General features: G+C 41.1%; 13 protein-coding genes. 1 reads left to right on the top strand and 12 read right to left on the bottom strand.

Annotated features, from left to right (window positions below; all coding sequences use genetic code 11):
* Positions 1-8: 8 nt before the first annotated feature.
* The 9 genes from polA to citZ form a co-directional block, all read right to left on the bottom strand.
* Entirely contained in the window at positions 9-2,633 is a 2,625-nt protein-coding gene (gene polA / locus H605_RS0103360) for a DNA polymerase I (RefSeq protein ID WP_029052900.1), read from the bottom strand.
* Between the two features lie 97 nt (positions 2,634-2,730).
* A complete protein-coding gene (hflC, locus tag H605_RS0103355) occupies positions 2,731-3,756 on the bottom strand; it encodes a protease modulator HflC (RefSeq protein WP_029052899.1) in 1,026 nt (341 codons plus the stop codon).
* Positions 3,753-4,730 (bottom strand): FtsH protease activity modulator HflK, encoded by a 978-nt coding sequence (gene hflK, locus H605_RS0103350; RefSeq protein ID WP_029052898.1) that lies wholly within the window; start codon positions 4,728-4,730, stop codon positions 3,753-3,755. The genes hflC and hflK overlap by 4 nt, the downstream gene beginning before the upstream one ends.
* A 68-nt stretch (positions 4,731-4,798) precedes the next feature.
* Complete coding sequence (pnpS, locus tag H605_RS0103345; protein ID WP_029052897.1) at positions 4,799-6,214, bottom strand: two-component system histidine kinase PnpS; 1,416 nt, start codon at positions 6,212-6,214, stop codon at positions 4,799-4,801.
* A gap of 5 nt (positions 6,215-6,219) precedes the next feature.
* On the bottom strand, positions 6,220-6,915 hold the full coding sequence (locus H605_RS0103340; RefSeq protein WP_029052896.1) for a response regulator transcription factor: 696 nt from the start codon (positions 6,913-6,915) through the stop codon (positions 6,220-6,222).
* Positions 6,905-7,390 carry a MaoC/PaaZ C-terminal domain-containing protein gene (locus H605_RS0103335; protein WP_029052895.1) on the bottom strand — a complete coding sequence of 162 codons (486 nt, stop codon included), beginning with the start codon at positions 7,388-7,390 and terminating at the stop codon, positions 6,905-6,907. The genes H605_RS0103340 and H605_RS0103335 overlap by 11 nt, the downstream gene beginning before the upstream one ends.
* 149 nt (positions 7,391-7,539) lie before the next feature.
* A complete protein-coding gene (gene mdh / locus H605_RS0103330) occupies positions 7,540-8,478 on the bottom strand; it encodes a malate dehydrogenase (RefSeq protein ID WP_029052894.1) in 939 nt (312 codons plus the stop codon).
* 69 nt (positions 8,479-8,547) lie between these two features.
* Positions 8,548-9,819, bottom strand: a complete 1,272-nt coding sequence (gene icd / locus H605_RS0103325) for an NADP-dependent isocitrate dehydrogenase (RefSeq protein ID WP_257788267.1) — start codon at positions 9,817-9,819, stop codon at positions 8,548-8,550.
* 68 nt (positions 9,820-9,887) lie between these two features.
* Positions 9,888-11,003: a citrate synthase gene (gene citZ / locus H605_RS0103320; RefSeq protein WP_029052892.1), complete on the bottom strand. Its 1,116-nt coding sequence runs from the start codon at positions 11,001-11,003 to the stop codon at positions 9,888-9,890.
* Between the two features lie 96 nt (positions 11,004-11,099).
* Between citZ and H605_RS18330 the strand changes: the two genes are divergently transcribed.
* Positions 11,100-12,152 (top strand): AI-2E family transporter, encoded by a 1,053-nt coding sequence (locus tag H605_RS18330; RefSeq protein WP_155979460.1) that lies wholly within the window; start codon positions 11,100-11,102, stop codon positions 12,150-12,152.
* Here H605_RS18330 and H605_RS0103310 read toward each other — a convergent pair.
* The 3 genes from H605_RS0103310 to pfkA are packed head-to-tail and all read right to left on the bottom strand — an operon-like array spanning position 12,145 to position 15,342.
* Positions 12,145-12,528, bottom strand: a complete 384-nt coding sequence (locus H605_RS0103310; protein WP_029052891.1) for an FxsA family protein — start codon at positions 12,526-12,528, stop codon at positions 12,145-12,147. The two genes, H605_RS18330 and H605_RS0103310, sit on opposite strands and share 8 nt — an antisense overlap.
* Before the next feature lie 55 nt (positions 12,529-12,583).
* Positions 12,584-14,344 carry a pyruvate kinase gene (gene pyk / locus H605_RS0103305; RefSeq protein WP_029052890.1) on the bottom strand — a complete coding sequence of 587 codons (1,761 nt, stop codon included), beginning with the start codon at positions 14,342-14,344 and terminating at the stop codon, positions 12,584-12,586.
* A 38-nt stretch (positions 14,345-14,382) separates the two neighbouring features.
* Entirely contained in the window at positions 14,383-15,342 is a 960-nt protein-coding gene (gene pfkA / locus H605_RS0103300) for a 6-phosphofructokinase (protein WP_029052889.1), read from the bottom strand.
* Positions 15,343-15,373 lie beyond the last annotated feature (31 nt).

Here is a 15,373-nt window from a genome sequence, read left to right as displayed (position 1 = left end):
ATATTCACTCACTTCGTTTCGTACCAAGACTTGCCATAATTCCAATCGACTTTCAACGGAACGTCGAGTTGAATCGTTTGTTCCATGACTTCCGGTACGATTTCTTTTAATTTCTCCAACTCTTCAATAGGCGCCTCAAAGATCAGCTCATCATGCACTTGTAGTAGCATACGCGCTTGCATATTTTCTTTTTCAAGTCTGGCATCCATATCAATCATTGCTTGCTTAATGATGTCCGCCGCAGTACCTTGGATCGGTGTATTCATCGCTGTTCGCTCTGCGAAACCTCGCAAGTTGAAATTTGAACTCGTAATATCCGGCAAATATCGTCTACGTTTTAATAGTGTCGTCACATAGCCTTTTTGCTTGGCGTCAATAATACTAGTATCCATGTACTGTTTGACACCCGGGAAGCTCGCTAAATACGTATCGATGAATTCCCCTGCTTCTTTACGAGTAATATTTAAACTTTGGGATAATCCATAATCACTGATGCCATAGACAATACCAAAGTTGACAGCTTTTGCTGCGCGACGCATATTGCTATCGACTTCTTCTTCGTTTACACCAAAAACATCCATTGCAGTTTTTGTATGAATATCCGCACCTTGACGGAATGCTTCAATTAATTTTTCATCTTGCGAAATATGTGCAAGTACACGCAATTCAATTTGTGAATAGTCAGCCGCAAACATAATCCATTCGGTTTCTGAAGGAATAAATGCTGCACGTATTTTGCGTCCTTCTTCCAAACGAATCGGGATATTTTGCAAGTTCGGATTGATCGAGCTCAATCTTCCTGTCTGCGTTAGAGCCTGCTGGAAACGTGTATGGATCTTTCCATCTTCATGAATTTCTTTTGTTAGCCCTTCAATATAGGTGGAATTTAATTTACCGAGCTGTCTGTATAGTAAAATATGCTGAATGATTTCATGTTCGCTTGCGAGCTTCTCTAGCACATCCGCAGCTGTCGAGTAACCCGTCTTCGTTTTCTTAATAGGAGTCAATCCGATTTTCTCAAATAAAATGACGCCGAGCTGTTTAGGCGAATTAATATTGAATGTCTCGCCAGCCATTTCATAGATCGTCTTCTCAATGACTGCCAGACGTTCCGACAACTGCTCTCCAATCGTCTTCAGCACATCTACGTCTGTTTTCACACCGGTTACTTCCATTTTCCCGAGTATTTTTGCTAACGGTAATTCTAGGTCATGGAATAAGTCACGCTGTTCATTGTCCTCCAACTGTTTTGTAACCACAGGATACAGCTCCCACACTGCATGTGCTTTTCTTGCAGTATGGTTGGCAAGTTGTTCAGATGCCGGTACAGTTCGCTTAGCCCCTTTACCATAGACCGCTTCGTCACTTTCTACACCATGATAGCCAAATGAACGTGCGATTTCGGAGACTTCATTTGTCGAGAATGAAGGATTGACGATGTACGCCGCCAGCATGAGATCGAATTCTGCACCGTTTAGTTCCATGCCAAGTCGCGCAATCGCTGCATAGGCTGATTTAGAATCCGAAACATATTTACGCGTGGCATGATCCGCAATCCAGCTCTTAAAGAGATCAGATGATGTAGCCAATTCAGTAGTGATGAAGTACGTATCTGTGTCATTTGACAGACCAATACCTAAAATATCTTCAGACAAATAATTATCGCCATCAATCTCGACATGCACAGACATCGTATCCGTCAGCATTTCTGAAGTAATTTCTTCCACAGTATGAACAGCGATTTCTTCTAGTGGTTGAACCTCGACAGAAACATCCATCTTTTCAAGCAATGATTTAAATTGCAATTCTTTATAGAGTTGGATCACTTCTTCTTCGTTGCGTCCGACAAAGTCTAAATCATTCAATGAAACCGTAATCGGAGCGTGAACTTCAATGGTTGCGAGTTCTTTACTCATGAAAGCTTGCTCTTTATTGTTCACAAGGTTTTCTTTCATTTTCTTTGCAGTGATTTGATCGATCGACTCATAAACTGCTTCTACAGACCCATATTCCTTCAATAATTTCAACGCCGTTTTCTCACCAATTCCAGGTACGCCTGGAATATTATCGGATGCATCGCCCATTAAACCTTTCATGTCGATGATCTGCAATGGTGCAATGCCATATTTTTCTTCGATATGTGCAGGTGTGTATTTTTCAAGATCGGTAATGCCTTTTCTTGTGATGCATACGGTTGTCTGATCATTCGCGAGTTGCGTTAAATCTTTATCTCCTGAGATGATGACGACTTCTGCTTCCGCATCATTACACTCTTTACTTAATGTCCCGATAATATCGTCTGCCTCATATAAATCGAGTTCATACTGCGTGATGCCGAACGCTTCAATTAATTTACGAATATACGGGAACTGTTCGGATAGCTCTGGTGGTGTCTTTTGACGTCCGCCTTTGTATTCTGTATACGTACTGTGGCGGAAGGTAGTTTTTCCTGCATCCCATGCTACAATCACATGCGTCGGTTTTTCATTTGCTAAGATGGTCTCTAACATCATGGTAAAGCCATATACCGCGTTTGTATGAACACCTTTTTCATTTGTCAATAAAGGTAAAGCAAAAAATGCACGGTATGCCAAGCTGTTTCCGTCCAATAAGACGATTTTCTTTTTCGTCAAAATTCATCCCACTCCTTTATGTTCGTCACTATAAAAAACGTCATTTTCATCTAGTTTACCACGTTTGGCAACTCTAATGAAAATGACGCACTTATGATTACTCGATATTGCCGGTTAATAGCTTGGCATATGGTGAATCTGCTGGAAGGATGATCATCGTTTCATCATCCACGACTTTCGTATACGACTGAAGTGTTCTATACAGTTTGTAGAATTCAGGGTCTTTTGCATACGCGTTATTATAGATTTTGGCAGCTTCCGCCTCACCTTGCGCAGTGACAATCGCTGCTTCTTTTTTCGCTTTTGCTAACATTTCCTGCACTTCACGATCTGTTTCTGCTTCAATCTTCTGCTTTTCTGCGTCACCTTCTGAAAGGTATGATTGCGCAGTCGAATCACGTTCTGAAATCATCCGTGTGTAAATCGATTGTTCGTTTTCTTCAGGTAAATCAATACGTTTCATACGGACATCCACTACTTTGATTCCATAATTACCATCATCTAAAAACTTATTTACTTTGGCCGTCACATCATCATTCAAACTTCCGCGAGACGAATCTTCATCATTGACGACATTGACGTAATCAAGACGTCCCATTTCATTACGAACAACAGAATAAATAAATTCTTCCATTCTCGCTTCCGCATTGACAATATTACGTGCGTTGGAAATCATTTTAGCAGGATCGGTAATATGCCATATTGCATAGTTATCAATGATAATCCGCTTCTTATCTTTTGTATTGATTTCCGCTTCCGACACGTTAGAAGTCATTCGGTTTTTCGGCAACGTACTAACACTTTGAATGAATGGTATTTTCATATTCATACCCGGTTTTTCGATAATCCTAGTAATTTCACCAAATTGACGGACAACACGGTACTCATTCTCTTTTACGATAAATAAGTTGGATAACAGAATAACGAGAATCGCAAAAACTACTGTGAGCGAGATAATTAATTTCGTATACTTTTTCATATCAAACTCTTTTTTTGGTCGTATTTGCGTAACTTTAGGATCTGATTCCGGTCCTGGCTTCTGTGCACTTCTTTTTTGATCGGTTTCTCCCATCTTCTTGAGAGCTTCTTCTATCTTCTTGAAAGGATTTTGTTCGTTACTCATGAAGCTTTCCCTCCTTTGTCAGCTGACTTATCCTTTTCTTCCGTTACAGGCGGCTGATCTTTTTGCAACTGTTGGAGTGGTAAATACTTCATCGTTTCTCCGCTGTCATTCATGATGTAAAGATTTGCTTTAGGTAATACTTGCTCCAGCGTCTCAATAATCAAACGCTCACGTGTGATTTCTTTACTTTTTGCGTATTCATTATATAAATCACTGAATACCGCCACGTCACCACGTGCTTGTTCGATCCGCGCGGTCTTTTTCCCTTGCGCCTGAGATTTGATCGCGTCACGTTCACCGATCGCTTCTTTCGTTCTCTGGTTCTCATACTTTTTCGCTTCGTTAATCTTCGTGTTTTTCGTTTCACGTGCGTCCGTTACAGCGGTAAATGCTGCACGAACTTCCGCATTTGGTAATTCAACGTCTTGCAATTTTACACCTTGCACTGCGACACCGATGTCATATTTTTCTACTAAACTAGTCAATAAATCACGGGTCTTCGCTTCGATTTCCGCTTTTCCATCCGTCAATGCCGCGTCGATTGTGGAACTACCAATAACGGAACGAATAGAAGCAGACGCTGCATCCCTTAAGATTTCAATAGGATCTTCTGCATTGAAGAGGTACTTCTTGGGATCGACAATACGCCACTGCACTGTCAGATCCGTCAGAACGATGTACTCGTCCCCGGTAATCATCTTCGTTTCCTTATCCACGATCTCACCCGACTTATCTTGCTTGTAACCGAAATGAATACTGTACGTTTCCTTAGATAAGATCTCTGTCTTCTGAATCGGCCAAGGCAACTTAAAATGAAGACCTGAGTCGGTCACAGGTGCGCCAGCTTGTCCGAATGAAATGACGACAGCTTGTTCAGATTCGTCGACTGTGTACCACGTGGTAAAGACGATCAATAAAAGTAATAATCCGGTGATAAACAAACCGAGTGTCACCAGGATTCTTTTTGTGCTCATATCTGTTCCCCCTTTTCTATGTATGACTACTGTACGGAACAGTAGTCTAGTAAGTTTCATTTTCTTTACTATAGTTGTTCATGTGTAGGTAGCTGAATACGGAAAACAGTGCCGACACCCACTTCACTGTCCACTGTGACGGTGCCATGATGCGCTTCAGCAATATGTTTTACAATGGCAAGGCCTAATCCTGTACCGCCCGATTCTCTGCTTCTCGCACGATCTACACGGTAAAAACGTTCAAATAATCGGGGGAGCTCTGAAGGCATGATACCAATACCTTGATCGCGAACCGAAATTTCCACATACTCATCCATTTCTTCTACGGAAACGGTCACGATTGTTTTTTCTTGCGAATAGGCAATGGCATTATTCAATAAATTCACCATCACTTGCACTAACCGATCGTGATCCGCAAGAATGATTAATTGTTCAGGCATATGCAAATCGATTCGCATCTCTTTTTCTTGAACTTTCTTTTGAACGATTTTGATGGATTGCTCGACTACTTCCATCACATCAACAGGCTTTCGTGTAATTTCAAAACTTCCACGTTCCATGCTGGATAAGCGCAATAAATCTTCAATCAATAATTGTAGACGATTACTTTCTTTATACATAATCTCTAGAAAATCACGCCTAATCACAGGATCTTCCACCGCTCCGTCAAGCAACATCTCTGAAAAACCTTTAATCGAGGTTACAGGTGTCTTTAATTCATGGGACACATTCGCCACAAAATCTTTACGTATTTGCTCAAGACGAACCAACTCTGTAATGTCATGCATAATGATAACGATTCCAAGCCAGTTGCCATTTTCACCAATGACAGGCGCACCGTATACGTCTAAATGGCAAACGCCTTCTGTAAGCACGACTTGAGATTGGAACGTGCGCACTTCTTCTGTTAAAAATATCGTTTCAATTTCTTTCTCAATATCTGAAGGTAAACCGATATCTTTAAACGTTTTCCCCATCAGCTCTTCTCCATTACGCTGGAATGTTTCTTCAAACACACGGTTGACCAAATTGACAGCACCTTGTCGTCCAAACATCAACAGACTACTTCCAATGCTACTGACCAATGTGTTTAAACGCTCTTGTTCCATGGCGCGAAGTGCAGAGTTCCCTTGTAATTTTTGTGCTACTTGATTGATAGAATTTGTTAGTTGGTGATTTATTTTACTATCTTCATTATGCGCTCGCACCAAATAGTTCCCTCGCGCCAATTGATGCACAACACCTGTGAAGTGATCAAACGGCTGAACATACTGCTGAAGGATTTTCGTCATAACAAACATCATGACAACAAATACTAGAACGAGCGTAAATAGCAAGTAAACCCAATAAGTTTGTTGTAGTATCGCATCCACATTTTTACCAAATAAATGAAAAAATTGTCCTAAGATAATTCCTAGCACAATTAATAGAATAGATAAGATGACTGCAGACACGGTTAAAATTTTTGTGTAATAGTACTTCATCTAGTTTACTCTCCAAACTTGTAACCGACGCCTCTCATTGTTTTAATATAGCGCGGCTTTCTCGTATTTTCTTCGATTTTATCGCGCAGATGACTCACATGCACATCCACAATTCTCGAATCTCCCGCAAATTCATAATTCCATACCGCTTGCAGTAACTGGTCACGAGAGAACACGCGATTTGGATGCCTCATGAAATAAACAAGCAACTCAAATTCCTTCGGCGTAAACTCGAGTGGTTTTTCATCTAAATAGACTTCCAAGCGCTCAGGATACACTGTCAGCTGACCCGCAACTAATTTCTTCTCTTGCATATGGCTACGCTCGCCTGTTCGCCTAAGAACGGCACGCACCCTTGCCGCAACTTCACGCGGACTAAAAGGCTTGGTCATGTAATCATCAGCACCCATTTCTAGGCCGACGATTTTATCCATCTCTTCACCTTTAGCAGTCAACATGATGATGGGTGTTTCAATATTCTCTTTTCTCAGCATACGGCAAACTTCTAATCCGTCTATTTTGGGTAACATTAAATCCAAAATAATTAAATCGGGTTTTTCATCCAATACTTTTTCCACAGCTTCTTCTCCATCATTCGCGAGTACGGTTTTATAGTTCGCTTGTTGCAATGTGAATTCAAGCAATTTCTGTATAGATTGTTCATCTTCTACAATCAAAATCTTTTGCTGTTTAATCCCCATTCGCGGTTTCCTTTGTTTGCACTGCTTTGACAGGAAGTTTTTGTGGAGCGATCACTACTACTTCCCCACTCATAATTCGTTCTTCTTCTTCATCCGTTGCATCTACTTGGATGGTTACTTGGTTTAACTGAATATCAAGTTTCGTAATTTCCAGAAAGAATTCAACGATCGAGTAATGATAGACTGGCTTAGGGAAATGCAGTTGCTGATTAATAATATGAGCACCTGGTCCTGGCATGTGTTTAGATATGGCGGCTGTCACGATACCCGTCAACATGATAGGTGGAACAATTGGTTGTCCATATATCGTCTCCGCTGCGTAATCATGTTGCAAATAAAGAGGATTTGCATCATTGGTCAATCCTAGATACAACATCAAATCTTTATCTTCAATCTTTTCGGTCAAGTGTAACCTTTCACCGATTTCTAACTCTGTGATATCTTTTCCTATCGATTTACGTTTATTTTTCAACAAATAAACCCCTCCTGTATTTCTAAAGTCATCAATGAAAAAGCTGAAAATTATTTCAATAAGTAAATTATAGCAATTCACTCATGAAAAATCGAGCTAACAAGAAAAAAGATCGGACGGCTAGACAGCTGTCCGATCTTCAACCTATAGTTTTACGCTAGAACGCTCATTACAGTACGTACAGAATCAGCGGACTTTTGAAGTGCCATTTTCTCATCTTCGGTTAATTCAAGTTCTATGATTTTTTCGATACCGCCCGCGCCTAATACTGTCGGGACACCTAAATAAATACCGTTCATACCGTATTCACCTTCTAGGAACGCAATCGATGGTAACACCCTTTTTTGATCTTTTAATATAGCTTCTGTCATTTCAACCAATGCAGCAGCTGGCGCATAATATGCAGACCCATTGCCTAATAGATTGACGATTTCAGCTCCGCCCTTACGTGTACGTTCTACAATTTCTTCTAGACGACCAGCAGAGATCAAGTTTTCTAAAGGCACACCACCAGCCGTCGAGTAACGAACTAGAGGCACCATATCGTCTCCATGACCACCCAAAACGAATCCTGTTACATCTTTTACTGATAGATTCAATTCTTGTGCGACAAACGTACGGAAACGAGCTGTATCCAGAACGCCTGACTGGCCAATTACACGTTCTTTAGGGAACCCAGATGCTTTGTAGACAGTATAGGTCATTGCATCAACTGGATTCGTTAGAACAATAATTTTCGTATCAGGAGAATACTTGACGATTTCAGCTGTTACTGATTTCATTACTTTTTGATTTGTCTGTACTAAGTCGTCACGGCTCATTCCAGGTTTTCGTGCAATACCGGCAGTAATAACAACTACATCAGAGTCTTTTGTATCCTCATAATTGGATGTGCCGATAATGTTCGCATCAAACCCTTGAACCGGACCAGCTTCCAACATGTCTAATGCTTTGCCTTTCGTTGGATTTTCCATAGGCGGAATATCCACGATCACGACGTCACATAATTCTTTTTGAGCTAAAAGGAATGCAGTTGTTGCTCCAGTAAAACCAGATCCGATAACCGATACTTTTTTACGCTTCAATGACATGTAAAACTCTCCTTTGTCAGAACAAGATAGTAGAAAGAGGGGGATTCTCATCCCCCTCTTCTGTAATGCTTATAGGTTTTCGATTAATGCATCAGCAAATCCAGAAGTGCTTACTTCTGTCGCATTGTCCATTAGACGCGCGAAGTCGTATGTCACTACTTTTGAAGCGATAGTTTGCTCGATAGAAGTAGTGATTAGATCAGCCGCTTCAGTCCAGCCAAGGTGTTGAAGCATCATAACACCTGAAAGCAATACGGATGAAGGGTTAACTTTATCCAATCCTGCATATTTCGGTGCTGTACCGTGAGTTGCTTCAAAGATCGCATGCCCAGACTCGTAGTTAATGTTCGCTCCCGGTGCGATTCCGATTCCGCCTACTTGTGCAGCAAGCGCATCAGAAACGTAGTCACCGTTCAAGTTCATTGTAGCTACTACGTCGAACTCTTTTGGACGTGTCAGAATTTGTTGTAGGAAGATGTCAGCAATTGCATCTTTTACGATGATTTTGCCAGCTGCTTCTGCATCAGATTGTGCTTTATTAGCAGCCTCTGTTCCGTCAGCATCTTTAATGCGGTCATATTCTCTCCATGTGAATACTTTGTCGCCGAATTCTTCTTCAGCTAACTCGTATGCCCAGTTTGCGAATGCGCCTTCTGTGAACTTCATGATGTTTCCTTTGTGTACAATCGTCAAAGACTTGCGACCTTCTTCGATTGTATAGTTCAACGCTGAGCGCACTAGACGCTTTGTGCCTTCTTCAGAAATTGGTTTAATACCAAGACCTGAAGTTTCAGGGAAACGAATATTTTTAACACCTAACTCAGTTTGAAGGAAGTTAACTAATTTTTTCACTTCGTCAGAACCTTCTTGGTACTCGATACCCGCATAGATATCCTCTGTGTTTTCACGGAAAATAACCATGTCACAATCCTCAGGACGTTTCACGGGTGATGGTACTCCTTCGAAATAACGAACCGGACGCAAGCAAGTGTATAAATCCAGTTCCTGACGCAATGCTACGTTCAATGAACGGAATCCTCCACCGATTGGCGTAGTAAGTGGTCCTTTAATAGCAATCAGATATTCTTTAATTGTGTCAAGAGTTTCTTTTGGAAGCCAGTCACCAGTTTCGTTGAATGCTTTCTCTCCAGCAAGAACTTCTTTCCAATTAATTTTCTTTTTCCCGTCATAAGCTTTTTCAACAGCTGCTTCGATTACGCGTGAAGCCGCATGCCAAATATCCGGACCTGTGCCGTCACCTATAATGAAAGGAATCGTTGCGTGATCTGGGACGTTTAAAACACCGTTAGTTACTGTAATCTTTCCATCGTTAGCCATTATTGATATCCTCCTGATTTCAATATCAGTGGGCCGGTATACGAGATACCGCCCCACGAATTTACTATTTTTTATCGTTCATTGATTGGAACATACTTTTGCATGCCTGGTCCTACGTACTCTGCACGTGGGCGGATCAAGCGGTTGTTTTCGTATTGTTCTAGAATATGTGCAATCCATCCTGAAAAACGAGAAACTGCAAAAATAGGTGTGAAAATATCATGATCGATGTCTAATGAATGATATACCGAAGCCGAGTAGAAATCAACATTTGGAGGCAATTTCTTTTCTCCAGTGACAATTCCCTCGATTTTTTCGGACATATTGTACCACTTTTCTTCACCGCGAAGACTAGTCAATCGTTTAGACATTTCACGTAAGTGCTTCGCACGTGGATCACCTTGACGGTATACACGGTGTCCGAAGCCCATGATTTTTTCTTTGTTTGCTAGTTTTTCACGAATATATGGCTCGACTTTATCTTCATCGCCGATTTCCATTAGCATATTCATAACTGCTTCGTTTGCACCGCCGTGTAATGGGCCTTTAAGAGCGCCAATTGCCGCAGTGACACCAGAATACATATCAGATAGAGTAGCGACACATACGCGTGCTGTGAACGTAGATGCGTTCAATTCATGGTCTGCATGTAGTACAAGTGCTTTATTGAATGCTTCTTCAGCGATATCAGCAGGCTCTTCCCCAGAAAGCATGTAAAGGAAGTTTGCCGCATAGCTTAAACCTTTTTTAGGTGCTACTGGCTCTTGTCCTTTTCTGATACGTGCGAATGCAGTAACTACAGTTGCAACTTTAGCTTGAAGCTTAACTGCTTTTTTGTAGTTTTCTTCTGGTGACATATCTTCCGCTTTTTCATCGTATAATCCTAGAAGCGAGATTGCTGTACGAAGTGCTGACATTGGATGCACTTTATCGATTGGGTACGTTTTGAAGTGATCAAGAACCCCTTGTGGAATTTCTGCATTATCTTCTAACTGCTGTTTCAATTCAGCTAGTTCCACTTCGTTTGGCAAACGTTTGTGCCAAAGTAGATAAACTACTTCTTCGAAACTAGCATTTTCTGCTAAATCATCGATGCTGTACCCTACATATGTAAGAGTGTCATCGATAATGGAACTGATTTGAGTTTGTGCTGCCACGATACCTTCCAAACCTTTTGTTGCTGTCATGATATTCGCTCCTTCTTCCCAGTTTAGTCATCTCCCTGAAGCGGAGTGCAGAACGATGACCATCTGCTAATTATATTTTTATCTAAAACGCTTACAATGACCATTATAAGCAACTTAAACGGTTTTGTGAATGGTAAAGATGTTTTTTATTTATTATTACCCGAAAGGAATGGACAAATCCGCATGATATCCATCGAATCCAAGCGCTTCCAAACCTATGTCCGTCAATGGTTACCGGCTATACTAATCGTGATTTTCCTCATCGTCATCCCACCTATAGGATTTGCGATAGTTTTCGCTTTCTTCACTGCTCCGCTCATGAATTCTGTAATTGCACTTACAAAACTGCCGGCCTTTTTAGCTGCTTTGCTCATAATGGGCGTGCTTGCCTCTTTAGTATACACCTTCCTATTCCTATCAATCAATGGATTGATTTCTGTCATTTGGACTATGGAAGATCAATTAGGAGTAATTATCGAAATGATGGATAGTAAAGGATGGAATTTACATGCTGCAGCCGAACAATTTATACAAATGAGTCATGAGGCGATGGAAGGAATTATCAGTTTACTGCAAAAGACTTTCCAACACATTTTTAGTACATTTTTATTTATCATCGCTTATTTTTTCGCTTTACGAGAAAGTGCTGCCAATCGATTTTGGTTTTTAGTTTACTTCCCTAAAAACTTCAGACAAGTAGCAGGCAGGATTTTTGATAGGTCAAGCCGTTTGATGGGACATTTCTTTTCTGTTCAGATCCGACTATTTGTCATAACGTTTATTCTAATGGCTGCCGGTTTTTGGTTGCTTGATTTTGAGTCTTTCTTAACTAAAGCATTTTTGATTTCATTAGTCGATAGTATTCCATTCCTAGGAATCGGTCTGGCATTCTTGCCGATGATTGCTTTTTCATTCTATATTGATGACATGTATTCGGCTATCGGCTTGTTGGTTCTATACATGATTTTACTAGTATGCAGACAGATCATTGAATCCCTTTTGTGGGCACATGCATTTAAATTGCGAACCGTGCACTCATTTATCATTACCGCTTGTGCTGTGTATTTATTCGGATTATACGGCATCATGTTTTTACCATTCTTCCTATTTATCGCGTTGAAAGTAAAGGAGCATCCTACGTTTACATAACTCGGATTTGCCCATTGCGTATTTTATTGTAAATCCACTTGACGATAAATGGATATAAAATTTTACGCGGACCGCTAAACAACAATAAGAATCCTATACTATCTGTAATAAAACCAGGCATGAGTAATAATAAACCACCTAGTAAAATACACACGCTATCAACTAACGCTTTACCGGGGGTTTCTCTATTGGCCATACGGAACTGTAAGTCACGCCATGCCCGAAGCCCTTGTTTCTTCGCAAGATAAGCGCCACCTATTCCTGTTGCAATAATAATCAAGATCGTAGGCATAATACCGAGTGTTTTGCCTGAAACCATTAATAAAGCCAGTTCTGCGGTCGGCACAATGATGAATAATGCTGCTAACCATTTCATATAGTAACCTCCAAAAAAGACCGCTATCTCTATATGAGAAGCGGTCTATATATTTTTACAATACTTTTGCGTGACCGTTATAGATTACGCCACTTGCTGCATCCATTGTAATGTCACTGCCGTTTTTAATAACGGATGTGATGTTTTCAGCACCAACTATTACAGGTATACCTAGACTCAATCCAACCACTGCTGCGTGGCTAGTCAATCCACCTATCTCGGTAATGATACCTGCACACCGCTCAAGCGCTGCAAACATATCACGGTCTGTAGAATGCGTCACAATAATGTCGCCTTCTTTGACTTGTGTCAATGCTTCCTGTGAGTTCTTGATGATCTTTGCTTTACCAAAGGCAACGTTTTTGCCGATGCCTTGGCCGCGACCGATCAAATCGCCGATCACATGTAATTTCATCAAGTTCGTTGTACCTGCTTGACCAACCGGTACACCCGCCGTAATGATCACTACATCGCCATGCGTTACATATTGATTTTTGACACTTTCTTCGACAGACTCTTGAAGAATGCCATCAATATCCAACGCTTTCTTTCCGATGATTGGATAAACGCCCCAAACAAGCGTTAGCTTATTAGAGATGACTTCCGAACGTGTAACCGCAATAATCGGAACACCAGGACGATACTTGGCGATCATGGTAGCTGTATGACCACTTTCAGTGGGTGCTAAAATCGCCTTCACATTCAAGTTTAGCGCTGTGTAAGCCGCTGCTTGTCCAATCGCTTCTGTAAGATTCCCTTCTTTTTCTCTCGTTCTTGTGGAAACAACAGAATGAAAGTCCATGGACTCTTCAGTAGATAAAGCAATTTTACACATCACTTTTACGGATTCGACTGGATATAATCCAGCAGCTGTTTCACCTGAAAGCATGACAGCATCTGAACCGTCCAAAATTGCATTGGCCACATCACTTGCCTCTGCACGTGTAGGACGTGGGTTTCTCTGCATAGAATCCAACATTTGAGTTGCAGTGATAACCGGCTTACCGTATTGGTTACATTTATGAATCATCATTTTTTGTACCAGAGGAACTTCTTCAGCCGGAATTTCTACTCCTAGATCTCCACGAGCAACCATAAGACCGTCAGATAATTGAAGGATTTCATCGAGATTGTCTACACCTTCCTGATTTTCAATCTTCGGGACGATATGGATATGTCCACCACTATTATTTTCAAGGAGTTCACGTATTTGAATGACGTCAGATGCACGACGCACAAAAGAAGCTGCAATAAAATCGACGCCCTGTTCAATACCGAACAAGATATCTTCTTTGTCTTTATCCGTAATTCCTGGCAATTGAACAGAAACATTTGGAACGTTGACCCCTTTATTATCTTTTAAAGGACCTGCATTGATTACTTTTGTGTGGATTAAACCTTTATCCGTATCTTTACCTGTTACTTCAAGTTCGATCAGTCCGTCATCTAAAAGGACAAACGAACCGCGGTCGACGTCATGAATTAACTTCTCGTACGTAACGGAAAACAATTCAGCAGTACCGAGCACTTCTTGCATCGAGATATCTACTGCTTGTCCTCGTACTAATTCGATTTGACCATCTTTCATTTTATGTGTCCGAATTTCAGGACCTTTTGTGTCGAGTAAGATTCCTACCACTTTTCCTTTTTCAGCTGCAGCTTTACGGATTCTTTCAATACGTACTTTATGCTCATCTTGAGTGCCGTGGGAGAAGTTTAGACGTGCTACGTTCATCCCTGCGTCAATCAGCTTTAGAAGTCCATCATATGACTCACTTGCCGGGCCGATTGTACACACAATTTTTGTCTTTCTCACTACTTATCGCTCCTCTGCATCATGTCGACTCTGACTAATTAGATAGATAATGTTTCTGCCAAATCTACTAATGACAAGTCCAACTTTTCTCGTTTTGTAAAGACTTCTTCTAAATTATAGTCTACCACTTTATGATTTCTCATACCAACAGCAGAACTTTTCTTTCCAGACAATAGTGTTTCAACAGCTCTTGCACCGTATTGACTGGCAATTACCCGGTCACGTGCAGATGGCGAGCCACCTCGTTGCATATGCCCTAAAATGGATACCCGAGTTTCAATACCCGCTTCTTTTTTCAATATTTCTGCCAGTTGCGTAGCAGACATCATACCTTCAGCCAGTACGATAATACTGTGTTTTTTACCACGACTCGTACTGCTCTTGAGGCGATTCACAATAGCGTCTACGTTAAATGGCTTCTCGGGCAGTATAATCGATTCAGCACCGCCACCAAGACCTGCCCATAGCGCTAGATCACCTGCGTCACGCCCCATTACTTCAACAATAAAAGAACGTTCATGTGATGTTGCGGTATCTCGTATCTTATCAATTACATCGACGACAGTATTCAATGCAGTATCAAAGCCAATCGTAAATTCCGTTCCAGTAATATCGTTATCAATTGTAGCTGGTACACAAGCGCAAGGAACGCCTAATTTAACTAGTTCATTAGCTCCCTTAAATGACCCATCTCCACCAATGACAACTAATCCTTCAATAGCATGAAGCTTGATTTGCTCCATCGCTTTGGCGCGACCATCTTCTGTCATGAATTCCGGACATCTCGCAGATCGTAATATCGTTCCGCCACGTTGAATGATATCCCCAACAGAACCAAGCTGGAATTGTTCAATTTTACCCTCAATCAACCCTTGATAACCATTAAACACACCCGAAACTTCCAATCCTTCAAATAGCGCTTTTCTGACTACAGAACGAATGGCTGCATTCATTCCCGGCGCGTCACCACCACTTGTTAAGACCGCAATTTTTTTCATGTCGATCCCACCCTTTACTCATTACTTGTAT

Source organism: Sporosarcina ureae DSM 2281, assembly GCF_000425545.1.
Taxonomy (GTDB): domain Bacteria; phylum Bacillota; class Bacilli; order Bacillales_A; family Planococcaceae; genus Sporosarcina; species Sporosarcina ureae.
This window is presented reverse-complemented; position numbering and strand designations above follow the sequence as displayed.

What these genes read in the sequence shown, in the direction of transcription:
- hflC (WP_029052899.1), bottom strand. Translation starts at nt 3,756, where the DNA reads ATGAGTAACGAACAAAATCCTTTCAAGAAGATAGAAGAAGCTCTCAAG.
- hflK (WP_029052898.1), bottom strand. Translation starts at nt 4,730, where the DNA reads ATGAGCACAAAAAGAATCCTGGTGACACTCGGTTTGTTTATCACCGGA.
- pnpS (WP_029052897.1), bottom strand. Translation starts at nt 6,214, where the DNA reads ATGAAGTACTATTACACAAAAATTTTAACCGTGTCTGCAGTCATCTTA.
- H605_RS0103340 (WP_029052896.1), bottom strand. Translation starts at nt 6,915, where the DNA reads ATGGGGATTAAACAGCAAAAGATTTTGATTGTAGAAGATGAACAATCT.
- mdh (WP_029052894.1), bottom strand. Translation starts at nt 8,478, where the DNA reads ATGTCATTGAAGCGTAAAAAAGTATCGGTTATCGGATCTGGTTTTACT.
- citZ (WP_029052892.1), bottom strand. Translation starts at nt 11,003, where the DNA reads ATGACAGCAACAAAAGGTTTGGAAGGTATCGTGGCAGCACAAACTCAA.
- H605_RS18330 (WP_155979460.1), top strand. Translation starts at nt 11,100, where the DNA reads ATGACCATTATAAGCAACTTAAACGGTTTTGTGAATGGTAAAGATGTT.
- H605_RS0103310 (WP_029052891.1), bottom strand. Translation starts at nt 12,528, where the DNA reads ATGAAATGGTTAGCAGCATTATTCATCATTGTGCCGACCGCAGAACTG.
- pfkA (WP_029052889.1), bottom strand. Translation starts at nt 15,342, where the DNA reads ATGAAAAAAATTGCGGTCTTAACAAGTGGTGGTGACGCGCCGGGAATG.